Origin of the sequence: Prosthecobacter sp., assembly GCF_044222565.1 — a bacterium.
Lineage (GTDB): Bacteria > Verrucomicrobiota > Verrucomicrobiia > Verrucomicrobiales > Verrucomicrobiaceae > Prosthecobacter.
The window spans coordinates 347,996-368,994 of the sequence record NZ_JBGANA010000003.1 but is presented as its reverse complement, the minus strand read 5'-3'; the positions used below and the strand labels follow the sequence as shown (position 1 = coordinate 368,994).

15 protein-coding genes are annotated in these 20,999 nt (G+C 60.2%); 8 read left to right on the top strand and 7 right to left on the bottom strand.

The window, feature by feature from the left end; translation table 11 throughout:
* The 4 genes from ACILSR_RS06015 to ACILSR_RS06000 all read right to left on the bottom strand — a co-directional run bounded on the left by ACILSR_RS06015 (position 1) and on the right by ACILSR_RS06000 (position 6,815).
* Complete coding sequence (locus ACILSR_RS06015; RefSeq protein ID WP_395748965.1) at positions 1-2,448, bottom strand: DUF1592 domain-containing protein; 2,448 nt, start codon at positions 2,446-2,448, stop codon at positions 1-3.
* Positions 2,449-2,674: 226 nt separating this feature from the next.
* A complete protein-coding gene (locus ACILSR_RS06010) occupies positions 2,675-4,753 on the bottom strand; it encodes an ATP-binding protein (RefSeq protein WP_395748828.1) in 2,079 nt (692 codons plus the stop codon).
* Positions 4,754-4,942: 189 nt separating this feature from the next.
* The gene (bla, locus tag ACILSR_RS06005) at positions 4,943-5,785 is read right to left on the bottom strand and encodes a subclass B3 metallo-beta-lactamase (RefSeq protein ID WP_395748964.1); all 843 of its coding nucleotides are present in this window, start codon (positions 5,783-5,785) and stop codon (positions 4,943-4,945) included.
* A gap of 22 nt (positions 5,786-5,807) precedes the next feature.
* The gene (locus ACILSR_RS06000) at positions 5,808-6,815 is read right to left on the bottom strand and encodes an aminopeptidase (RefSeq protein ID WP_395748827.1); all 1,008 of its coding nucleotides are present in this window, start codon (positions 6,813-6,815) and stop codon (positions 5,808-5,810) included.
* Positions 6,816-6,919: 104 nt separating this feature from the next.
* Between ACILSR_RS06000 and uxaC the strand changes: the two genes are divergently transcribed.
* On the top strand, positions 6,920-8,326 hold the full coding sequence (uxaC, locus tag ACILSR_RS05995; RefSeq protein WP_395748826.1) for a glucuronate isomerase: 1,407 nt from the start codon (positions 6,920-6,922) through the stop codon (positions 8,324-8,326).
* Between the two features lie 298 nt (positions 8,327-8,624).
* On the opposite strand, the gene ACILSR_RS05990 is transcribed toward uxaC, so the two are convergent.
* Positions 8,625-9,272 (bottom strand): DUF1294 domain-containing protein, encoded by a 648-nt coding sequence (locus ACILSR_RS05990; RefSeq protein WP_395748825.1) that lies wholly within the window; start codon positions 9,270-9,272, stop codon positions 8,625-8,627.
* Between the two features lie 190 nt (positions 9,273-9,462).
* Here ACILSR_RS05990 and ACILSR_RS05985 point away from each other — a divergent pair, with 190 nt between their 5' ends.
* Positions 9,463-10,944, top strand: a complete 1,482-nt coding sequence (locus ACILSR_RS05985; protein WP_395748824.1) for a PKD domain-containing protein — start codon at positions 9,463-9,465, stop codon at positions 10,942-10,944.
* Positions 10,945-11,052: 108 nt separating this feature from the next.
* On the opposite strand, the gene ACILSR_RS05980 is transcribed toward ACILSR_RS05985, so the two are convergent.
* Together ACILSR_RS05980 and ACILSR_RS05975 are read right to left on the bottom strand one after the other, a co-directional pair.
* Positions 11,053-12,459 (bottom strand): exopolysaccharide biosynthesis polyprenyl glycosylphosphotransferase, encoded by a 1,407-nt coding sequence (locus ACILSR_RS05980; RefSeq protein WP_395748823.1) that lies wholly within the window; start codon positions 12,457-12,459, stop codon positions 11,053-11,055.
* 69 nt (positions 12,460-12,528) lie between these two features.
* Positions 12,529-13,668, bottom strand: a complete 1,140-nt coding sequence (locus tag ACILSR_RS05975) for an O-antigen ligase family protein (protein ID WP_395748822.1) — start codon at positions 13,666-13,668, stop codon at positions 12,529-12,531.
* Positions 13,669-14,353: 685 nt separating this feature from the next.
* On the opposite strand from ACILSR_RS05975, the gene ACILSR_RS05970 reads away from it, so the two are divergent.
* The 6 genes from ACILSR_RS05970 (at position 14,354) to ACILSR_RS05945 (ending at position 20,993) form a co-directional block, all read left to right on the top strand.
* Positions 14,354-15,349: a UDP-glucuronic acid decarboxylase family protein gene (locus tag ACILSR_RS05970; RefSeq protein ID WP_395748821.1), complete on the top strand. Its 996-nt coding sequence runs from the start codon at positions 14,354-14,356 to the stop codon at positions 15,347-15,349.
* Between the two features lie 21 nt (positions 15,350-15,370).
* Positions 15,371-16,750 (top strand): UDP-glucose 6-dehydrogenase, encoded by a 1,380-nt coding sequence (locus ACILSR_RS05965; protein ID WP_395748820.1) that lies wholly within the window; start codon positions 15,371-15,373, stop codon positions 16,748-16,750.
* Between the two features lie 107 nt (positions 16,751-16,857).
* Positions 16,858-17,706, top strand: coding sequence for an ABC transporter permease (locus ACILSR_RS05960; RefSeq protein WP_395748819.1), 849 nt, complete (start codon positions 16,858-16,860; stop codon positions 17,704-17,706).
* A 71-nt stretch (positions 17,707-17,777) separates the two neighbouring features.
* On the top strand, positions 17,778-19,085 hold the full coding sequence (locus ACILSR_RS05955) for a polysaccharide ABC transporter ATP-binding protein (protein ID WP_395748818.1): 1,308 nt from the start codon (positions 17,778-17,780) through the stop codon (positions 19,083-19,085).
* Positions 19,086-19,092: 7 nt separating this feature from the next.
* Positions 19,093-19,719 (top strand): hypothetical protein, encoded by a 627-nt coding sequence (locus tag ACILSR_RS05950; protein WP_395748817.1) that lies wholly within the window; start codon positions 19,093-19,095, stop codon positions 19,717-19,719.
* Positions 19,716-20,993: a thiol-disulfide oxidoreductase DCC family protein gene (locus ACILSR_RS05945; protein WP_395748816.1), complete on the top strand. Its 1,278-nt coding sequence runs from the start codon at positions 19,716-19,718 to the stop codon at positions 20,991-20,993. The genes ACILSR_RS05950 and ACILSR_RS05945 overlap by 4 nt, the downstream gene beginning before the upstream one ends.
* Positions 20,994-20,999 lie beyond the last annotated feature (6 nt).

Genomic DNA, 20,999 nt, shown 5'->3' with positions numbered 1-20,999 from the left:
TTATTTGCTCAAAAACAGCGGACTCTGCACCACCGCATGTACGAGCGAGCGCAGCCCGGCCCCTTCGGCCTTTGCCTGCTTCGCAATCGACTCGACCGCATCGCGATCCGCAAATTGAATGCCTGCACCCGTGCCATAGGTCACCAGATTGCCCGCGAGCGCCCGCATCACCTGATCCTGCTGGTCCAGCAGCAGCTTCTTGAATTCCACGATGCCCTGAAATCTGCGCCCGTCCGCCAGCTCACCGCTGGCATCCACCGGCAGGCCTTCCTTGTATTGCCAGATGTTCTGCCCATGCAGCTTGCGCTTGGTATTCGCCCCCTTCTCATTGGACCGATAGTTCTCGCGGTAGCCGCCGATCACATCAAAGCACTCCAGCGCAAATCCGGGCGGGTCGATGCTCTTATGGCAGGAGGCGCAGCTCTCGCTGTCGCGATGCTTCGCCAGCTGCTCACGAATCGTCGTCGTGCCCCGCGTGTCCGGCTCGATGGCCCCCACGCTCGCGGGTGGCGGCGGTGGCGGCTGCCCCAGCAGGTGCTTCATCACCCACGCGCCACGGATCACCGGAGAAGTCACCGTCCCGTTCGCCGTCACCTTCAGCACGCTAGCCTGCGTCAGTACGCCACCGCGCGGACTGCCCGCCGGCAATGACACCCGCCGAAACTGTTCTCCCGAAACATCTTCGAGTTCATAGTGCTCGGCCATGCGGTTGTTCACCATCGCAAAGTCACTGTGGACGAGATTCGCCACCGGCAGGTTCTGCTTGAGCATCTCGCTGAAAAACGCCTCCGTTTCCGTCACCATGCCCAGCTTCAAAAGCATGTCATACTCGGGGTAGAGCTTCATGTCAGGCGCAGTCGCATCGATGTTCCGCAGCTCCAGCCACTGACCCACAAAATTCGTCACAAACGTTACCGACTTCGGTCCCTTCAGCAGTCGCTCCGTCTGCGCTTTCAGAACCTGCGGCTGGCTCAGCCTGCCCTCTCCCGCCACCCTCATGAGCTCCTCATCTGGCATCGAACTTGTGAGGAAATACGACAGCCTCGTTGCCAAAGCGAGATCACTCAGCTTGCCCGGATGCTCCTCCAGCAGCAGAAACGCCGGGGAAGTCAAAATCGCCCTCAAGCCCACCCGCATCGCCTCTTCGAAATTCCGCCCCTCATCCACCGCCTGCGTGGCCAGCGCGATGTAAGGTGCCGCCTCATCCTGCTCAAGCGGCCTCCGGAACGCACGCGCCGCAAAACCGCTCAGGCCGCTCGCGATCGACTGCTTCACATCCGCTGGCGCGAGTTCATATCCCAGCGGCTTGCCATCACGGAACTTCTTCTGCTTCTCGTCCACCTCTTTCAGCGGCACATCCCCCAGCGCCTTCTTCAAACTGGCTGGCGGCCATTCCGAGGATAGCGGCCCTTCCACCTCGATCCACTGCATGGCAAGCCCCGTGCCTTTGAATTCACCCGCTCCCACATTGTAAATGTTCTGCCCCTTCCGGTCCTTGCCCACGCTGTCGCAATTAATCACGATATGCTCGCTGCCATCCAGCCGTGTGGTGAACTCATACTCCCGCGGCTTGTCCGCAGGCAGTTCGCAGTAGCTCAGCAGCCGCTTGTTCTTGTAGTTGTTGCTGTAGATCATCAGCGTCAGCGGCTGCCCCTCGCTTTGAAAGGCGTTGCCGGAAAGCTTGATGCGGTAGTTCCCCGGCCCCGGCAGCCGGCACTGCTTCAGCCCCACCAGATAGTCGCCCGTGGTGAACATGATCACCTCCTTGTCGTTCTCCAGAAACATCACCCGATGCCCGCTCTTCGGATTGGTAGGGTCAGACAGAGTGCCTGGCGGCGTATCCAGATTTTTGCGAATCCCCTGCTCATTTTTGTAGCTGTAACGCTGGTTGATCGCCACCGGCCGCCTGCTCAGCACGATCGCCGCATCCAGCGCAGCATCCGCAGCCTCCAGATACTTCTCGATCTGCAGCTGCGAGAAGCGCAGCCCCTCCGCCACCGTGTCAAAGCCATGCAGCGGCGTGTCTTCCGGCAGAATGTGCTTCAGCGGCAGGGACACTCCCAGAAGATCATGCACCGTGTTCTCATACTCCGTGCGGTTCAGCCGCCGCAGCACCGTGCGCCCATTGGCCTTCTGCTCCGCCACCTCATGGCCTCGCAGCGGAGTTTTCAGCGTCGCTAAAAATCCCTTCACCTCCCCGGCCTCCGGCTGCGTCTTCTTCGCCGGCGGCATCTCCCCTTTGCTCACACGATCATGGATCTTCACCCACAGGTCAAAATTCTTCCTCTCCTCCGGCTTGAACTCCAGCGCCGTTAGATCCAGCCCGCCTTTTTTCACATCGCCATCATGGCACTCGGTACAGTGCTTCTCCAAAAAAGGCACCACCGGAGGCAGCGGTGCGGCGCCCACCGCACTCACAAATACGAAAAAAGCAAAACAACGGTTCATCAAGGGAATCAAAAACGAACCCCGATTATCGCAGCATTCAGCCCCTGGATGCAAGCTTTCTCAGGCGGCATCGCGATTTGCCAAACTCATCGCCGGAAGTTGCGCTTCCGACGGTCTCACCCGCCAGCGGGGGCAACCATGCCGACACGGAAGTGCATCGAGTTCCTGTGAATTTCGACCATCAAGGTCGGGGAGTGATCCGGGCGGATCTGCTACCCCTCATTTATCAGCCGTGCACATCCTGGGAAGGCTGGAACTTGTTCATTACCGAAGCGATGACCTCACGAAGCCGCGCTAATTCGATCGGTTTGACGAGGTGCGCGGCAAAGCCGGCCGCGCTCGACTTTCGAAGGTCGGCTTCCATTCCGTAGCCGCTGAGGGCAATGCCCGGCAGCCCAAATCGCTCACGAATCTGCGACATAACAGCGTACCCGTCACCGTCTGGCAGACCGATGTCGCTGATGACGACATCGCATTGGTTGGCGGCCGCTTGTGCGAGCGCTTCCTGCATGTTTGTGGCGCGGACCACGAAATGCCCGTCTCGCTCCAAAAGGCGGCTCATGGCGTTCAGAGACTCAAGGTGATCCTCCACGAGGAGAAGGCGCAGCGGAAGCAGCTGGACGTCGTTTCTTGGATAGGGGGCGTGTTCATTGGCGGGCCCCGGCGCAGCGTCTATCAACATGGTAAAAACCGCACCTTTGCCCGAGCCTGCGCTCTCAGCCACAATCTCGCCCCCATGTGCGTCCACGATCGCTCGGGAGATCGAAAGCCCCAGCCCAAGACCACCAAACTGATGCCTGCCCGTGAGCCCACCCTGGTTGAACGCAAGAAAGATGCTTTTGATGTCCGTTTCAGGGATGCCGATGCCTGTATCCCTGACCCGAACCGCAACACGTCCGGGCACGGGATTGTATGTGCTGATGGTGACGCATCCGCCGGCTGGCGTGAATTTGATGGCGTTCTTGAGAAGATTCCACAGCACCTGCAGGAGCCGCGTGGGGTCGGCTTGGACATAAGTTTCTGCCGCCTCCAGTTCGAACCGCAGCTCGACACACTTCTGTTGAATTTCCTCGCTGAGGGTGTTCTGCGCGTGCTGGATCAGATCATGGAGATTGGTCAGCACCGGATGCACCAACAACTTGCCATGGCTGATCCGCGTGAGGTCCAGCAGGTCGTCGATCAACCGGGCCTCAAGCTGGATGTTGCGCCGGATCACCGTCAGTTGCTCACGAACGCCGTCAGGAAGAGATTGATCATTTTCCAAGGCGGCTGAAGTCATGAGCGCCGGGGAAAGCGGGGTGCGCAGCTCGTGGCTAAGCGCAGCCAGAAAGTCGTCTTTGGCACGGGAGGCCTCTCGAGCCTGATCCGCCGCCAGGCAGAGCTCTTTTTCTGTCCTTTTGCGCTCGGCGATCTCCTGCATGAGCGCGATCTCTTTGGCCCGGAGGATTTTCTCGTGGCCGGAAACAATGGCGACGCACCACCACAGAAGGGTGCACAGCAAAGCGATGAGGGAGATCACCAGCAGCGCAGTCCCCATGTTGAGGTCAAACAAACCCGCACGCTGCCCGCTCAGACGCCACCAGCCGAGCACCACGGGTATGCCCACAATGCCTGGCAGGGCGCGCCTTGCCAGGGCACCGGCCGCGCTGGACTCCAACAATGCCCGCATGGGCTGCCTCTCAGACACCGCTGCGGTGATCCCCAGTGCCAGTGCCAGAATCATCGTCGCGGACTGCATCGCAATGCCCGTGAAGCGTGAAACTGCATACAGGCGGTCCGCATCGAAGACATATCCCACCAGTGACAAACCCGCGATCGCGATGATGAAAATGCCGAGGCCGGGAACGAAACGGCGTGCCCTCGCGCCGCATGAGAGCAGTGTCAGAGCAAGGCCCAGCAGGGCGAAGGAAATGGCCGCCGGAGGACCTGGACGGCCCGGCGCCATGGCGGCTCTGTCGCCCCACTTGGCCCGAACAAAGAGCTGGTCGATCCCGAGATCTGTCTCTGCCAGATGCTCAATCAGCGTGGCAGTCCCCAGCAGAGTGATGAGTATCCCAAGAATACGGCTTGCCACCACGGCCCATCGTTTCCCTGAAGCCTGCAGCAACACTGCCGCGCCGCCAGCCATCGCCATCAGTGCGGTATTGCCAAACATCGTAATGCCGTCCCCGTCCCAGTCAGTCAGCCCTGGAACGTTAGCGAGCCAGCCGAAAAGCGTGACAGCGCCCCCAAGCAATGCATACCCACCGCAGACCACCGGAAAGAAGGCCGGGGGGCGTCTACAGATGAGCGGTTCTGAATTCATAGCAGGTGACCGCGGGATTCTGAGTCAATGCATTAGCTGTTAATATGCCCTTTACGTTGTGACCGAACAAGCAAAACAAGCAGGATTGAAGGCCGGCGCGATGTGAAAAACTGATCCAGGCAGATAATCAGTCTTTTCGCACAGAAACGCCGGCCGATTAGAGCGAACGTTTTTGCTTCCCTGCCCTCTTCACTTGCTTCCCTTCTGCTTCTCCCACTCCTTCCGGAACGCCCCCTCCCGGTCTTCCACATACCTCAGATACCCAGCCGGATCCACGAACGGATTCCCTTCCTCTTTCCCCAGCCGCGCATACTTCGCCTCCATGTCGTAATAGACCCCATGCGCCCCCAGAAACAGATCCACCGGCAGCGCCTTCAGCGTTTCAAAAGTCTTCACATAGTCTGTCGCGATCCCCGGGTAGTTCTTGTTCCCCACCAGCACATAGCCCGGGTTCACATTCGGGCTGCCGATGATCACCGCATTCAGCGGTTTTCCCTGCTCTTCCACCTTCATCGTCCACGTCGTGCAGCCCTGCGTATGCCCCGCCGTAAGCCGCGCCACCAGCACAGAGCCGCCCAGCTTCACCTCCTCGCCATCCTTCAGCCGCCGGTCCACCTTCGCAGGCGGAAACTGCCTGTAATCCCCCTTCCCCAGCCGCTGCTTTTCCGTGGTACCATTCTCCACCGCATCGGCATCCTGCTCGATCACCCAGTATTTCGCCCCCGTCTGCTTCACGATCTCCGCGCTGCCCGCACAATGATCCGAATGCGCATGGCTGATGAGCAGGATTTTGATGTCCGTAAATTTGAACCCCAGCTTCTCCACACTCGCACGGATCAGCGGCACTGATTCCTCCAGGCTGCTGTTGATCAGGATGTGCCCCTCCGGCGTCGCGATCAGATAGGATGCCAGGTCCGCCGATCCGACATAGTACAAATTCCCCGCGATCTTGTGCGGCGGAAAAGCCTCCGTCCATTTCGCTGACGGCTGCGCCACTGCCACGCCGCAGAAATTCAGCAGGAAAAGAAACATCAAGGAATGGATCGCGCGATGGTCAGTCATGTTGGGAAGTTGAAGAAGATGATGAAGTCGAAGAACGGGTGCCGAGAATTTTCATACGCTGCTCGTTGTTCAGCTTTCGCATTCCGGCCACCTCGCGATGAAACGCTTCCAGGTCGCCGCCTTGTTCCTTCAGCAGCCGCTCAAACCCCGGCACCATCGTGTAATACGTCGCCACGGTGTTGATGCGGGCATTGTTCCAGGTCTTCGGCAGGTAGTGGATGTGCGTCGGCTTGTGCGGGCTGATCTCCAGCGCCTGCTCCAGCATGCCTTTAAACACACGCTGCTTCGCCACGCGCTTCGCAGCCACATCCGTCGAGGTGTCGCCGTACACCACCTTCAGCTTCTCACGAGTCTGCAGCATCAGGTCGATCACCCGCATGTTTTTCTTCAGGTGCTCCTCGTACTCGCGCAGCCTCTTCAGGTCCCCCTTGGACCGCAGCCACCGCCGCACCCCGTCCTGCGCATTCGCCGTGGCAAAGGCCTCGTTGAAATCCGTGTCCCCGGGGATGAACACCTTCGCATGCGTCAGTTCATGAAAAATAAGCTCCGCCAGCTCCGGCTCATCGCGATGCAGAAACGTGTTCAGCACCGGGTCCGCCAGATAGCCCAGCGTCGAGTAGGCCTCCACACCACCCACAAACACATCATACCCCTGCTTCTTCAGCCGCTCCGCCTCCACCTTCGCATCCTTCTCATTGAAAAAGCCGCGATACTTTAGTTTCCCTACCAGCGGATACCACCACGTCTTTCCTTCGCTGGAAAACTCCTCCGCCGCATACACCACCCACACCACGTAGGGCCGCTTCAGGTCGCAATACTTCCCAAAGCTCTTCGTCGGCAGATGCAGGTCGCTCGCCGCAAACGCCCGCAGTTCCTCGATCAGCCGCAGCCTTTGCTTCACGTGCTCGCTCACGCTCGGGTCCGCCAGCGCCTTGTCATTCGGCCGCGACTTCCGCCAGATCTCCGTCTGCCCGCCGACCGCCTGCGTGTAAAATTTCACCGTACTGCACGCGCACAAGGCCAGAGCGGGTAGGAGCGCGAACCAGTTGCGTGTTTTCATCATCCTGCCAGTGTAGGCACGTCACCACCAACCGACAAACAGCAATGTCTTTCATCCACGACGATTTTCTGCTCTCCTCCAAGGCCGCCAGCCGCCTCTACCACACCTTTGCCAAGGACGAGCCGATCCTGGACTACCACAATCACCTCCCGCCCAAGGACATTGCGCAGGACCGCCAGTTCAAGAACCTCTTCGAAATCTGGCTCGAAGGGGACCACTACAAATGGCGCGCCATGCGCTGCAACGGCGTCCCCGAAGAGTTCATCACCGGCAAGGCCTCCCCTCGCGACAAATTCCTCGCCTGGGCCAAAACCGTCCCCCACACGCTGCGCAATCCCCTCTACCACTGGACCCACCTTGAGCTGAAGCGCTACTTCGGCATCGACACCCTCCTCGATGAAAAGACCGCCCCCGCCATCTGGGAGCAGACCGAGGCCGCCCTCGCCAAGCCCGAGATGAGCGCCCGCGGCATCCTCCACTCGCAAAAAGTCAAAGCCCTCTGCACCACCGACGATCCCATCGACGACCTCGCCCACCATCAAAAGTGCGCCGCGGATGGCTTCGACGTCGGCGTCTATCCCACCTTCCGCCCGGACAAAGCACTCGCCGTCCACCTCCCCGATGCCTGGAACGCCTGGTGTGACAAGCTCAGCGCCGCCAGCGGCATCGAAGTCAAAAGCTACGCCACCCTGCTCGATGCCCTCAAGCAACGCCACGACTTCTTCCACAGCGTCGGCGGCCGCCTCAGCGACCACGGCCTGAATTACTGCCACGCCAATTTCGTCAGCGACTCCGAAGCCGAGCGCATCTTCCAGAAAGCCCGCTCCGGCACCGCCGCCAGCGCCCAGGAACAGGATCAGTTTGCCAGCAACATCATGCTCCACGTCGGCCGCCTCAATGCCGCCCGCGGCTGGACCATGCAGCTCCACCTCGGCCCCGTCCGCAACAACAACAGCCGCCTCGCCCGCGAGATCGGCGCAGACGTCGGCTGCGACAGCATCGGCGACTGGCCACAAGCCGAAACCCTCTCCCGTTTCCTCGACCGCCTCGACACCGAAAACGCCCTGCCCAAGACCGTCCTCTACAACGTCAACCCCAATGCCAACTACGTCTTCGGCACCATGGCCGGCAACTTCGCAGACGGCACCACGCCCGGCAAAGTCCAGTTCGGCTCCGGCTGGTGGTTCGTCGATCAAAAGGAAGGCATGGAGTGGCAGATCAATGCCCTTAGCAATCTCGGCCTCCTCAGCCGCTTCATCGGCATGCTCACAGACAGCCGCAGCTTCATGAGCTTCCCCCGCCACGAATACTTCCGCCGCACCCTCTGCAACCTCCTCGGCACCGACATCGAATCCGGCCTCATCCCCAACGACGACACCCTCGTCGGCAGCATGATCAAAAACATCTGCTACTCGAATGCGAAGGCCTATCTGGGATTGAAGGTACAGTAGCCATCTCGCTCCGCCGAGATGAGCCCAGTGCTTTTCGCGTCGCGTTTTGAACCGCTGAATCGCCTTCCGCCAGCATCGTTTTCACTTCACACCAGCCCTGAAGGGGCTGCGTATTACAGCCCAGGGTCAGCCGAGCCTCAGCGAGGCGACCCTGGGTTACCGCAGGCAAATGGGAAAGCAAAGCCAGCACTCCGCTGCACCCCAGCGTCCCCCAGCAGCGTCTGCAATATGCCCCGCCTCGGCAAGAACGCCCCGCCATCTCGAAATCTCACGATCCACACATCCGCCCGTTGCTGGTTCACCCCCTCCGCATCGCACTCGGCGTCCGATGATCCTCAAAAAGCTCCCGCTTCAGCAACTGGGAATACTTCCAGTCCTGCAGCGAATCGAACGCCACAAACTGGTGCAGGCAGATGATCAGCCAGAACTCGAACTGGTAAAACTTCTTGGAGCACTTGTGCCGCAGCCTCCGCTGCGCCACCCACGCCCCCGGCCAGCCGCCAGCGAGTTCCAGCAGATGTAGAATCGTCTCAGGGGTGCGCCACGCATTCTTGCGCGCCTTCCGCTTGTCACTTCGATACGCCGCATAAGTCATCACTGACACCACGCCCACGTAGGCCGCCAGCATCCACATCTCCCAGCCCGTCTGCCGCCAAGCATACACAGGCGCCACCAGCAGCGCTCCCAGCACCAGCAGCGCCCACACGCTCACCGCAGCCACTTCACGCACCTGCACCGCATTTTGGGCGCACGCACGCTGCTTGGCATCCAGCCCCCAGGTGAAGCGGATCTCCTCCCCCACCTTCGGCACATGGTGCCACCGGGAAAAATCCCGGCGATGCAGAAACAGTCGCTTGTCCTCAAACTTCAGCCACCCATACCCCTTGTCCGCATCCCATTCGATCACTCGTGCGGTGTGTTGTTGCTTGCGCAGGTTGCCGATCATCTTTTTCCGTACTCTTAGCAACGCCATCATAGCTTTGCAATCATCCCGCGGTCAGCAACAAAGACACGGATAAGACACTGACGCGGAATAAAGCCGCCTCGCGAAGTGCGTTCTATGCCTGCTCACAGAGCCAACCGCTCGCCCATGTCACAGCCTGACCGCGCGAGCCCCTTTTGAACTGCCACCTTCCATGAAAACATCACGTCCCATTCTGGCCCTCATCGCCACCGCATTCTGCCAGCTACCGCTGCATGCCGCGCCACCCGAGCCCACAGCCCAGCCCACCCTTCGCGCCGTGGACCTCCGCATCGGCGAAGCCGCCGAGGTCAAACTCGCCGACGGCAGCATCGCCAAAGTGAAGCTGCTCGACCTCCAGGAAAAGACCGACTCCATGGCCCACGCCGTGCGCGAGGCCCGCGTGAAGGTGGAGGTGAATGGCAAGGAGGCCTGGCTCACCAGCGCCACCTACCACCTGCCACAATCGGTCGGCGGTGTGCAGATCGACTGCCCCATCACCCGCGGCTACAATGCGAACAGCAGCGAGGACTCCTGGGGCTTGGAGGCCGATGCACGCCTGCGCCTATGGCCCGCGGGCTCGCCATGGATCGAGCCCGGCACCTTTGTCTATCCGCTCAAGCAGCGCTGGTTTGCCACCAGCACTCAATTCTCCAACGAGCCCACCTACGTGGATGGCGGCGACAAGCCCGATCGCAAAAAGATCTACTACCACAACGACCTCGACTTCGGCGGCTGCGAAGGCCTCGTGGAAGTCGTCGCCGCCACCGATGGCCTCGTCGTCAGCGCACGCGACAAGACACTCGACGGCTACTCCCTCACGCCCGTGCGTCCGCGCTATGACGTCGTCTATGTGCTCGACTCACGCGGCTGGTATTACCGCTACAGCCACTTCCACAGCATTGATGACGCCATCCAGCCCGGCACCCGCGTGCAGATGGGCCAGCGCATGGGCCTGCTGGGCAAGGAAGGCGCCAGCGGCGGCTGGTCGCACCTGCACTTCGGCATCAAAAGCCGCCTGCCCTCCGGCAAGTGGGGCACGCAGGACGCCTACGCCTTCGCCTGGCAGAGCTACTTGCGTGAGCAAAAGCCCGCCGTCATCGCCGTGGCGCGCCCGCATCACTTCATCCGTGTCGGCGAGACCATCACGCTCGATGCCTCCAAATCCTGGGCCGCCTCCGGCAAGATCGCCAGCTATGAGTGGACGCTCTCAGACGGCACCAAACAGAACACGGCCACCTTTGAGCGCACCTACACGAAACCCGGCAGCACCAGCGAGATCCTCAAGATCACCGACGACGCCGGCCACACCAGCTACGACTTTGCCATCGTGCAGGTCATCGGAGACGACCTCGTGAACATCCCTCCAGCCATCCACCCGAGCTTCTTCCCCACCATGAACCTCAAGCCCGGCCAGGACATCACCTTCAAGGTCCGCACCTTCCGCGATGCCGGTGGCGAGACCTGGGACTTTGGCGACGGCACCGCCCCCGTCACCGTCAAGTCCGACGGCAACGCCAAAGCCCTCGCCAAAGACGGCTACGCCATCACCAACCACACCTTCGCCAAACCCGGCGACTACATCGTCACCGTCCAGCACACCAACACCCGCGGAGAGAAAGCCCTAGGCCACTTGTGGGTCCAGATCGGGGAGTGAGGTTGTATGCTCGCTCAGGTCCAAAAACAAAACAGCCCAGCTGCGGGCAGCTGGACTGTTCTTGTTCACCACTGACTGACTCACTCAACAGAAACACTCGCACACTCCTCAGCAGGACTTCGCATGAAACGAAAACACATGCAGAAAGGTCCGGGCAATGATCTCCAGATCGAGGTAGAACGACCAGTTCTGGCAGTACTCGATGTCCGAAGTCACACGATGCTTGATCTCGCTGGAGTTATCCACCGGTCCGCGATGACCACGCACCTGGGCTAGGCCGGTCACTCCAGGCTTCACCGTGTGGCGCAGGGCATACTGGCTGCATTCCAGGGCAAACAACGCATCGTGCTCCGCCATGTGCGGCCGGGGCCCCACCACGGACATGTCTCCAAACAGCACGTTCAGGAACTGAGGCATCTCATCGATGCTCAGCTTCCGCATCAGCCCGCCACCGGTGAAGATGCGCGAGTCATTGGCACGGGCCTGCACGCTCTCGCGGCCATGGTTCACCGTCATGGTGCGGAACTTGTAAATCTTGAACATCTGGCCGTCCGCCCCGGAGCGCGACTGCTTGAAGAACAGTGGGCCGGGAGAGAAGAACCGGTGCACCAGCCACACGCCAAGGCACAGGAAGGGCAGCACCAGCACCACCACCGGCAGACTGATGCAGATGTCCAGCGTGCGCTTCAGGAAACGGTGTGCCGGACTCACCAGCGGATGCTTGTGCAGGCTCACCAGCTTCATCTGCGAGTACTCCATCAGTTGCACCGCTCCCATTTCCCCCACGATCGGCAGCAGATCCACCGCCAGATGTGTGCCGTGCGATTCTGCAATCTGCCGGATCCTCTCCGTGCGTGCCGCGTTCGTGGGCAGGCGCCAGATCAGCAGATTCGGACGATCACGCTTCAGCGCCTCTTCCAACTGGTGCTCCAGGAACGATTCCTGGCTCGCGTCCGTCTCGATGGCCAGCACATCGCAGAGGTGAATGCCCAGCAGCGTCTTGTTGCTGAACCACTGCCGGGTCGCAGCCTCACCATTTTCGTCACACACGGCCAGAATCCGCAGCCTCGGCTGGATTCTTGCCCCCATAGCACGCAGCATTTTCATGAACATCACCTTCCCCACCAGCAGGCATGGCCCCAGCAGTGCCAGGAAGGTCAGCATCAGCTTGCGGGACATGTCATAGTTCCGCCAGATCCCCAGGTAAAAGAACACCGTCAGCGCCACGAACAAAATCTGTGCCGCGCAGATTCTCAGCATCCTCCCGTTCAGCAGTTGGAACATGTAGTGGCCGTCTCGGGACCAGATCAGCGTGTGCAGCAGCAGCCCGATGATGCCCAGCGCCAGCAGCACCCCTTCTTTGGAAGGCGGCGCCAGCACCAGATTCAGGCTGTCAGGCGGCAGCAATTGGGCAAGGACAAAAGCTCCGAAATAGGCGCTCGCCGTCGCAATTCCATCCACCAGGATAAAGAAGGGGGTCCATCCACTGACTCTTTGATTAAGGGCGTCTTGCATGCAGCAACCTTCCCCCGCAGCAACTATAAATTCCAGAATCGCAGTCCTTACATTCCAATCAGCAATCCTTTAGTCCACCCTCAGATATGTGGTAAGCGGCCTGCTCAAATCCTCGCCCATCTCCGCCTGCGTCAGCCACTCACGCCTTGGTGTTTCCCTCTTCGAAGGATTGGGCGCGGACGATGTCGTCATCGCCATCACCATTCCCATCATCACCGCAAACAGATGACGCGTCGCATCGATCTGCAGTGGAAAATCCACGAACGCATGCAGCAGCGTCGAAACAATCGCCACCGTAAAGCAGATCTGTCCAGCCTTGCGCTGGAATGACATCCCGAGCCGTGGATTTTTTGAAAACACCTGCCGCAGAGTCAAACACCACCGCCTCACAGGAAACGCCAGCAGCAGCACAAAGAACATCACCCCCGGCCATCCCCATTCGGCAAAAAACTCCGTGTAGTCATTGTGAGCATGCCGCCATCTCCCCGGCGCCAGGATCGGATCCAGCGCCGAATAATGCACCGAGACCCATTCAAAAGTCCCCGGCCCCGTCCCAGTCCACCCATGGTCCCACCCCATCTGCAGTGCCATGATTGCCGCATGTCTCCTGGCAGGATCATCAAAATGCCGTGTCGCAAAAACATTCCACCTCTCCAGCCCCGCCCCGGCGCCGCTCAGCCACGCCCCCGCTCCCAGCAGCCCCAGGCCGATCAAGATCAGCAAGAGCGTCCTCCAGTTCCCGAACGGCAGCGCCGCCATGTCCGGCTTCCATACCAGCAGTCCCGACACCACCAGCATCACCATCTCCGCGGTCAGCAGCAGGTGCCCCATCTTCGACACATTCACAAACACCGCGATCACCTGCAGCATCACCGCCACCACCAGAAGCGACAGCATCATCTGCTGCTTGAAATTTCTCAGCCCCCGTTGCAGCAGCAGCGCCCCCAGCCACACGCCCACCGGCCAGGTCAGGTTCAAAAACGCCGCCGCATTGCCGTGGTACCAAAACAGCCCAAAAACCGAATCCGGCACATGCTTCACCTGCCACAGTGCCGTCAGCTCTCCCGATGAGTGAAGACAAAGTCCCGCAATTGCGGTGATAAAACCCGCCGCCGTCACGGCCAGCGCCAAAACATACCGTGCCAACCGTTCTGACGCAAAATCCATCGCCATGATGAAAACCATGATCGCAATCGATATGGAAATCATGGCTTGAATGGAAGCTGTTTGATCCAGTGTCCCAAACGCCATCCACCAGCTTTGATCCAGTTCCAGGATCGCACCCGTAGCTCGCTCGGCCATTGCTCTCGGAAAACACGTCATCACCCATCCATACCCCGCGATCCCTGCTGCGATCCCCCACACCGCTTTCTCGTGCGTACGGGGGGCTTTCCATTCAAGACACCTCGCGATCACCCAGCACGTAAATCCTGCGCACGCCATCCATGCCAGGAGGGAATGGGTGGACCCCGGCAGTTTCTCATTGGACCCGGGCAATACACACACAAGCAACGCAACTGAAGCGAGCGCAATAAAGCGAAAAATGGAGATGAGGTTGGTGATGCACCAGTCTGCCCCCACCCCTCCCCTGCGGTCAACCTGACCAGCACTAAGACTACCCTTAGCGACATCTGAACCGTCAGTGAGTGGAGTTCTTCTAACGGTAACGGATGCTTATGGAAGTTCAAAAGCAAGCCGGGGGGAGCACAGCCTCAACCAATGGCGGCAGCTTGATTGAATTTGCTCAGGAAACGTTACAACAAGCCACCGCTGATTATGAAGTTGTGCTTTAACTCTAGCCTCTCAACGGGTAAATCAACCGCCTCGTCCCCCGGCCAGCACCGCCTTCCAGCGCCCTTCCTCTCCTAAATAACTAAATACTCGAACTAATCCCATGAAAAAGCGCATCCTCATCACTGGCGGAGCCGGTTTCCTCGGTTCCCATCTCTGCGAACGCCTCCTCGAGCAGGAAAACGAAATCATTTGCGCGGACAACCTCTTCACCGGTCGCAAGCAGAACATCGCCCACCTCATGAATCACCCGAACTTCGAGTTCATGCGTCATGACATCACCCAGCCGATCAATGTGGAGGTCGATCAGATCTACAATCTCGCCTGCCCCGCCTCCCCTCCCCACTATCAATACAACGCCATCAAAACCATCAAGACCTCGGTGATGGGCGCCATCAATGTCCTCGGCCTCGCCCGCCGCCTCCAGGCCCGGGTCTTCCAGGCTTCCACCTCAGAAATCTACGGCGACCCCGAAGTCCACCCCCAGCCCGAGAGCTACTGGGGCCACGTCAACACCATCGGCCCCCGTTCCTGCTACGATGAAGGCAAGCGTGTCGCCGAAACCCTCTTCTTCGACTACCACCGCCAAAACGGCGTGGACATCCGCGTCGTCCGCATCTTCAACACCTACGGCCCCCGCATGCTCCCGGACGACGGTCGCGTCGTCTCCAACTTCATCGTCCAGGCCCTCAAAGGCAACGACATCACCATCTACGGCGACGGCCAGCAGACCCGCAGCTTCTGCTACGTGGACGATCTAATCGCCGGCTTCATGAAGTTCATGGACACTGATGACTTCACCGGCCCCGTCAATATCGGCAACCCCGGCGAATTCACCATGCTCGAGCTCGCCGAACTCGTCCTCGCCAAAGTCGGCGGCAAATCCAAGATCGTCTTCCGCCCCCTCCCTGCGGACGATCCCAAGCAGCGCCAGCCGGACATCACGCTCGCCAAGACCCGCTTAGGCTGGGAGCCTAAAATCCCCTTGTCCGAAGGTCTGGACCGCACCATTGCTTATTTCGCGCAACTGCTCTCCGGCCCGGCGGCCAAACAGCCCCGCCCGATGAAAGCCCCGCTCAAAAAGCTGACCCTTAACTAATTTACCCTCTCTAAACCCCTTATGAGAATTTGCTGCATCGGTGCCGGCTACGTCGGCGGACCTACCATGGCGATGATCGCCGCCAAGTGCCCCCACATCCGCGTCGATGTGGTGGACCTCAATGCCCAGCGTATCGCCGCCTGGAATTCAGACGAACTCCCCGTGTATGAGCCTGGCCTGGACGACCTCGTGCGCGGCTCACGCGGCAAGAACCTCTTCTTCACCACCGAAGTCAAAGAGGGCATCAAGGCCGCCGACATCATCTTCGTCAGCGTCAACACCCCCACCAAGACCTTCGGCGTCGGTGCCCACCGCGCCGCCGACCTCCGCTTCGTCGAATCCGTCGCCCGCACCATCGCGGAAGTCGCCGAGACTCCGAAGATCATCGTTGAAAAGAGCACCATTCCTGTGCGCACCGCAGAGGCCATCCAGACCATTCTCACCTCCAGTGAAAAAGGCCTGAAGCATCAGGTGCTCTCCAATCCAGAGTTCCTCGCCGAAGGCACCGCCGTCGCAGACCTCACCATGCCGGACCGCATCCTCATCGGTGGCGAGCAGACAGAAGGCGGCCTCGCCGCCGTCGAGGCCCTCGTCAGCGTCTACGCCAACTGGGTTCCCCGCGAGCGCATCCTCACCACCAACCTGTGGTCCTCGGAGCTCTCCAAGCTCGTCGCCAATGCCTTCCTCGCCCAGCGCATCTCCTCCATCAACAGCATCTCCGCCCTCTGCGAAAAAACCGGCGCCGATGTCGATGAAGTCGCACGCGCCATCGGCACGGACTCCCGTATCGGACCCAAGTTCCTCAAGTCCTCCGTCGGCTTCGGCGGTTCCTGCTTCCAGAAAGACGTCCTCAATCTCGTCTACCTCTGCGGGCATTTCGGCATTCCGGAAGTCGCCGCCTACTGGGACCAGGTCATCAAGATGAACGACTGGCAGAAGCATCGCTTCGCGGAACGCGTTCTGCACACCCTCTTCAACACCGTCACTGGCAAGCGCATCGGCGTCCTCGGTTTCGCCTTCAAAAAGGACACGAACGACACCCGCGAATCCGCCGCCATCTTCGTCTGCCAGGATCTCCTCGAGGAGCGCGCCAATCTCTCCATCTACGATCCCAAAGTCGGACCTGCGCAGATCTGCGCGGACCTCGGCATCGAAAGCACCAATAGCAACGTTGAGTTCGCCACCAGCGCAGCTCAGGCCGCCGTAGGTGCACATGCCCTGCTGGTCCTCACCGAGTGGGATGAATTCCGTCAGCTCGACTTCGAAGCCATCTATCAGTCCATGGTGAAACCCGCCTGGATCTTCGATGGCCGCAGCCTGCTCGACCACGCGAAGCTCCGTCAGATCGGCTTCAAAGTGTACAGCATCGGCAAACCGCTGCCGGTTGAACTGAAGGCCTAGTCCCTCAGCTCGACAGGGTCGATTTCAATAGATCTCCGCGAAACGGCAGATCGCGCTACCACTCGCTCACTCATCAAAAAATTATGGGACACCCATGCTCTATCACCATGCCCTTGGCCGAACGCACCTACTCACCCGAGCCTTTGCTCGGCAGTCCCCTCAAGCTCTTCAAGGCCTTGTTCGCAGACATCATGGCCGGACGCGAGCTCGCCTGGCGTCTGTTTGTCCGTGATCTTAGCGCGCAGTATCGCCAGACCTGCCTCGGCTACGTCTGGGCCTTCCTGCCGCCGCTCGTCGCCTCCCTGACATTCATCTTCCTGAATTCCCAGGGTATCGTCGAGATCGACACCGGCAGCATCCCCTACCCCGCCTTTGCCATGATGGGCACACTCCTCTGGCAGGGCTTCGTGGATGCCGTCACCGGGCCGGTGCAGAGCCTCAACGCGGCCAAATCCATGCTCGCCAAAATCAATTTCCCGCGTGAGGCGATCCTGCTCGCAGGCTTCTACATGGTGCTCTTCAACTTCGCAGTTCGCATGGTTTTGCTCGTGGGTGTCATGATCTGGTGGCAGGTGCCAGTAAATGCCACCCTGGCCTTCTTCCCCGTCGCGCTCGGCGGCCTCCTCCTCTGCGGCAGCGCCATCGGCCTCGCCATGGCCCCCATCGGCACCCTTTATGGAGATGTCTCCAAAAGCATCCCCATCTTCGCCCAGTTCCTCATGCTCCTGACCCCGGTGGTATATCCTGCCAGGACGGAAGGCCTCGCTGGTATGCTCGCCACCTGGAATCCCATCTCCCCTCTCATGGTCACCGCCCGCGAAACCCTCTCTGGCCAGGATCTCACTCTGCTCCTGCCCTTCACCATCATCACCTTCGCCTCCCTCATCGTGGCCTTCGCCGGACTCATCGCCTTCCGCCTCGCCATGCCCCACCTCATCGCCCGCATGGGTGGTTAAAGTAGCCCAGTTGCGCCGCAACTGGGTCCCCCTCAAACGCCGCTGCTCGCACCCTCCCCCCCATCACCGTCATGCTGACCACCACCACTCCCATTGAGAAACCGTTGGACGCAAGCCGTTCCTCCGGAGCCGCCGCCCTAGCGCCCGCCCGGTCAGACGATGTGCTGGTCGATGTCCGGCATGTCTCCAAAAAATTCTGCCGCGATCTCAAGCGCTCCCTCTGGTACGGCATCAAGGATGTCTTCACCGAAATGAACCCATGGCAGAGAGCCACCACTTCCAACACAGCCGCCGCGCTGCCAAATGAAGACGATCTGCGCCCCAGCGAGTTCTGGGCCGTCCATGATGTCTCTTTCCAGCTCCGCCGTGGCGAGTGCCTTGGTCTCATCGGTCACAACGGCGCGGGCAAGACCACCCTGCTCAAAATTCTCAACGGCCTCATCAAGCCGGACTCCGGCTCCATCACCATGCGCGGCCGCGTCGGCGCCCTGATCGCGCTCGGTGCCGGCTTTAATCCCATTCTCACCGGTCGCGAAAACATCTACATCAACGCCGCCATCCTTGGCCTCACCAAGAAGGAGATCGATGCCCAGCTCGACAGCATCATCGACTTCGCCGAGATCCGCGAATTCATCGACGCCCCCGTCCAGACCTACAGCTCCGGCATGCAGGTTCGTCTCGGCTTCGCAGTCGCCACCGCCATGAAGCCGGATGTCCTCATCCTCGATGAAGTCCTCGCCGTGGGAGATGCCGCCTTCCGCGCCAAATGCTTCAAACGCATCGGCTCCATCGCACGCGACTGCGCCATCATCTTCGTTTCGCACGATCAGAGCCAGATGGCCCGCATCTGCACCGCCGCCATGCTCATGGCATCAGGACGCAGCCTCTACTACGGCACCACCAACGAAGCCATCGACCGCTACAACAACCTGCAGGCCGCCAAATCCAGCAACCAGTGCACCCTGCAGACGCACGACTCCATCCAGTCCGTCACCTTCGACGACAGTTCCGCTCAGATGAAGGTGCAGGCCGGCTCCTCTCTCGTCATCAAGCTTCGCGTCAAGTCAGAGCAGCGTTTGCCCGTCGGCATCGCCTTCGTCAATTTCATCGACCTCGCCGGCACCACCTCCGGTCAGGCAGACTTCTCAGCACACCTCGAAGAAATCCCCGAAGGCAGTTCCGAACTCGCTCTCACCATCGACCGCGTCGATCTCGCCCACGGCATCTACTCTTTAAATCTGGCCATCTTCGCCAGCAACAAGCAGGAAACCCTCGTCCACGCCGTCGGCTACGCGCAGGTCACCGTCGAAGGCGCGCCCTACATGTGGTGCGCCTACAAAATGCCCGTCCGCGAGATCGAAACCAAAATCGCCGCCTGATTTTCTTATGAAAATGCTGATCTTCGAAAACGCCAAGCTCGTCGCTGAAGCCGTTGCTGTGTTCGGCATTCTCCTCCTTTTCTGGCGTCATCCCGCCATGCAGAAGGCTCGCGGTCAGCTCTCCCGTTTTCATCCTGTCATCATCGCAGTCGCCGCCCTCTTCGTGGTCGAGGCCACCGCGCAGATCACGACGCGCGATCAATACAAGTATCCTCAAAAGCACGAGCCCTTCCCCTTCACCCGCTGGGCCATGTTTGCCGGGTTCACCCATTCCTTGGATTCTGCAAGCCTCTATGACTGGCGCGGCATCACTGCTGCGGGACAGCCTGTCGAGATCAATCCCGCCCACTTGTTTCTCACCACAAATGCCGTGGTTCTGTTCTCCAAAACTCACGCACTCGGCGATCAGCTCCCCCTTGATAATCAGCCGGCGGACCCTGCGGTCACTCGCGCTTTGGATGCTTTTGCTGAAGGAATTCTCGTGCGTCACAACCAGCTGCATCCTCAGCAGCAGGTGATCCGCATCGAGCTCTGGAAGCGCACACTCCCCCTTCAGCCGGGCACCGTCGTTCCCGCCGCCTTTGCTGTGCCAGGCAGCAAAAGGGTTTACACCTGCTCCCCAGACCAGCCATGATCTTTAAACAAGGCACGTCCGCCCACCTCGGTATCGCCAGGGTATTAGTTTATACCATTCTTCTGGCGGACCTCCTCCTCGACAATGTCCCGGCTCTTGCCGCCATGCCCGCGGCGGCCTTTCTCCCGCGTGGTGTCCTGGCCTGGCTGCCTGCTTCATGGCTTCACTCCATGCTTCAGGGCTCGTTCCTCCATGGTTTCTCCCTCGCCTATGGTGTCGTCCTGCTGCTCGGGCTCTTGGGTCTTGGCAGGGCCTGGCTCGTCACCGGCCTCGCCCTGCTTGGCACAACCTTTTTCCACGGCATCGCACGTGGCTTCGGCGGTCATGTCAATCATCAGGAGCTTCTGGGGCTTCATGTGCTCTTCTTCTTCCTCAGCAGTCACTCCTTCGCCGCCTTTTCTTTAAATTCGCTGCTCTGGAAAAATACTCCTCTGGAGGATGCCGGCACCGTCAGCCGTGTCCTCCTGCGCAGTCTTTGCTTCATGATCCTGCTGACTTATTTCTTCATCGGCGTCGCTCGCCTGCAGACCTCAGACTGGCGCGTCTATGGCACCAATGCCATGACGTTCTACGCCCTCCAGCACAGCACGAAGTGGAACTTCTGGGACTTCAGCCTCGCTCGCGATCTCCTTCACCAGCCCCTCTTCGAGCTCTTCCTCAAAGTCGCCTTCCCCATGGCCACCATTCTGGAGCTCGCCGCCCCTCTCGCGGTCCTGGTTCGCCGCCTGGTCTGGCCCATCGTCCTCTCCCTCTGGCTCTTCCATGCCTCGATTCTTCTGACCATGAACATCTTCTTCTGGCAGAACATGCTTCTCCTGCTTCTTCCTGTCATGGGCTGGTATGTGGACCGCAAGTGGCAGCCCGCCACCGAGTCCGGCAAACCTTTGCTCGTTTTCTACGATGCCGCCTGCGGCCTCTGCGACGGCTTCATCCGCCACGTGGCCAAGGCAGACAAGGCCGGACTTATCCGCTTCGCCCCCCTCAATGGCATGACCGCCCGCGAGCACCGCATCGAGCTTCCTGAGCAGCGCGCCGAGTGGACCATCATCGTCGTTGACGATGGCAGGGTCATGGAGCGCTCGGACGCCGTCCTCCACGTCCTCGGCAAAACCTCCCTATGGGCGGACATCGCCGCTCTCGCCACCGTCGTCCCCCGTTTCGTCCGCGACGCCATCTATCGCAGGGTCGCACGCTGGCGCCACCTCATGCCGCTCAAGAGTGGCGACGCCTGCGAACTCCCTTCTCTGGAGATGCGCCGCAAGCTCCTGCCGTAACCCCGA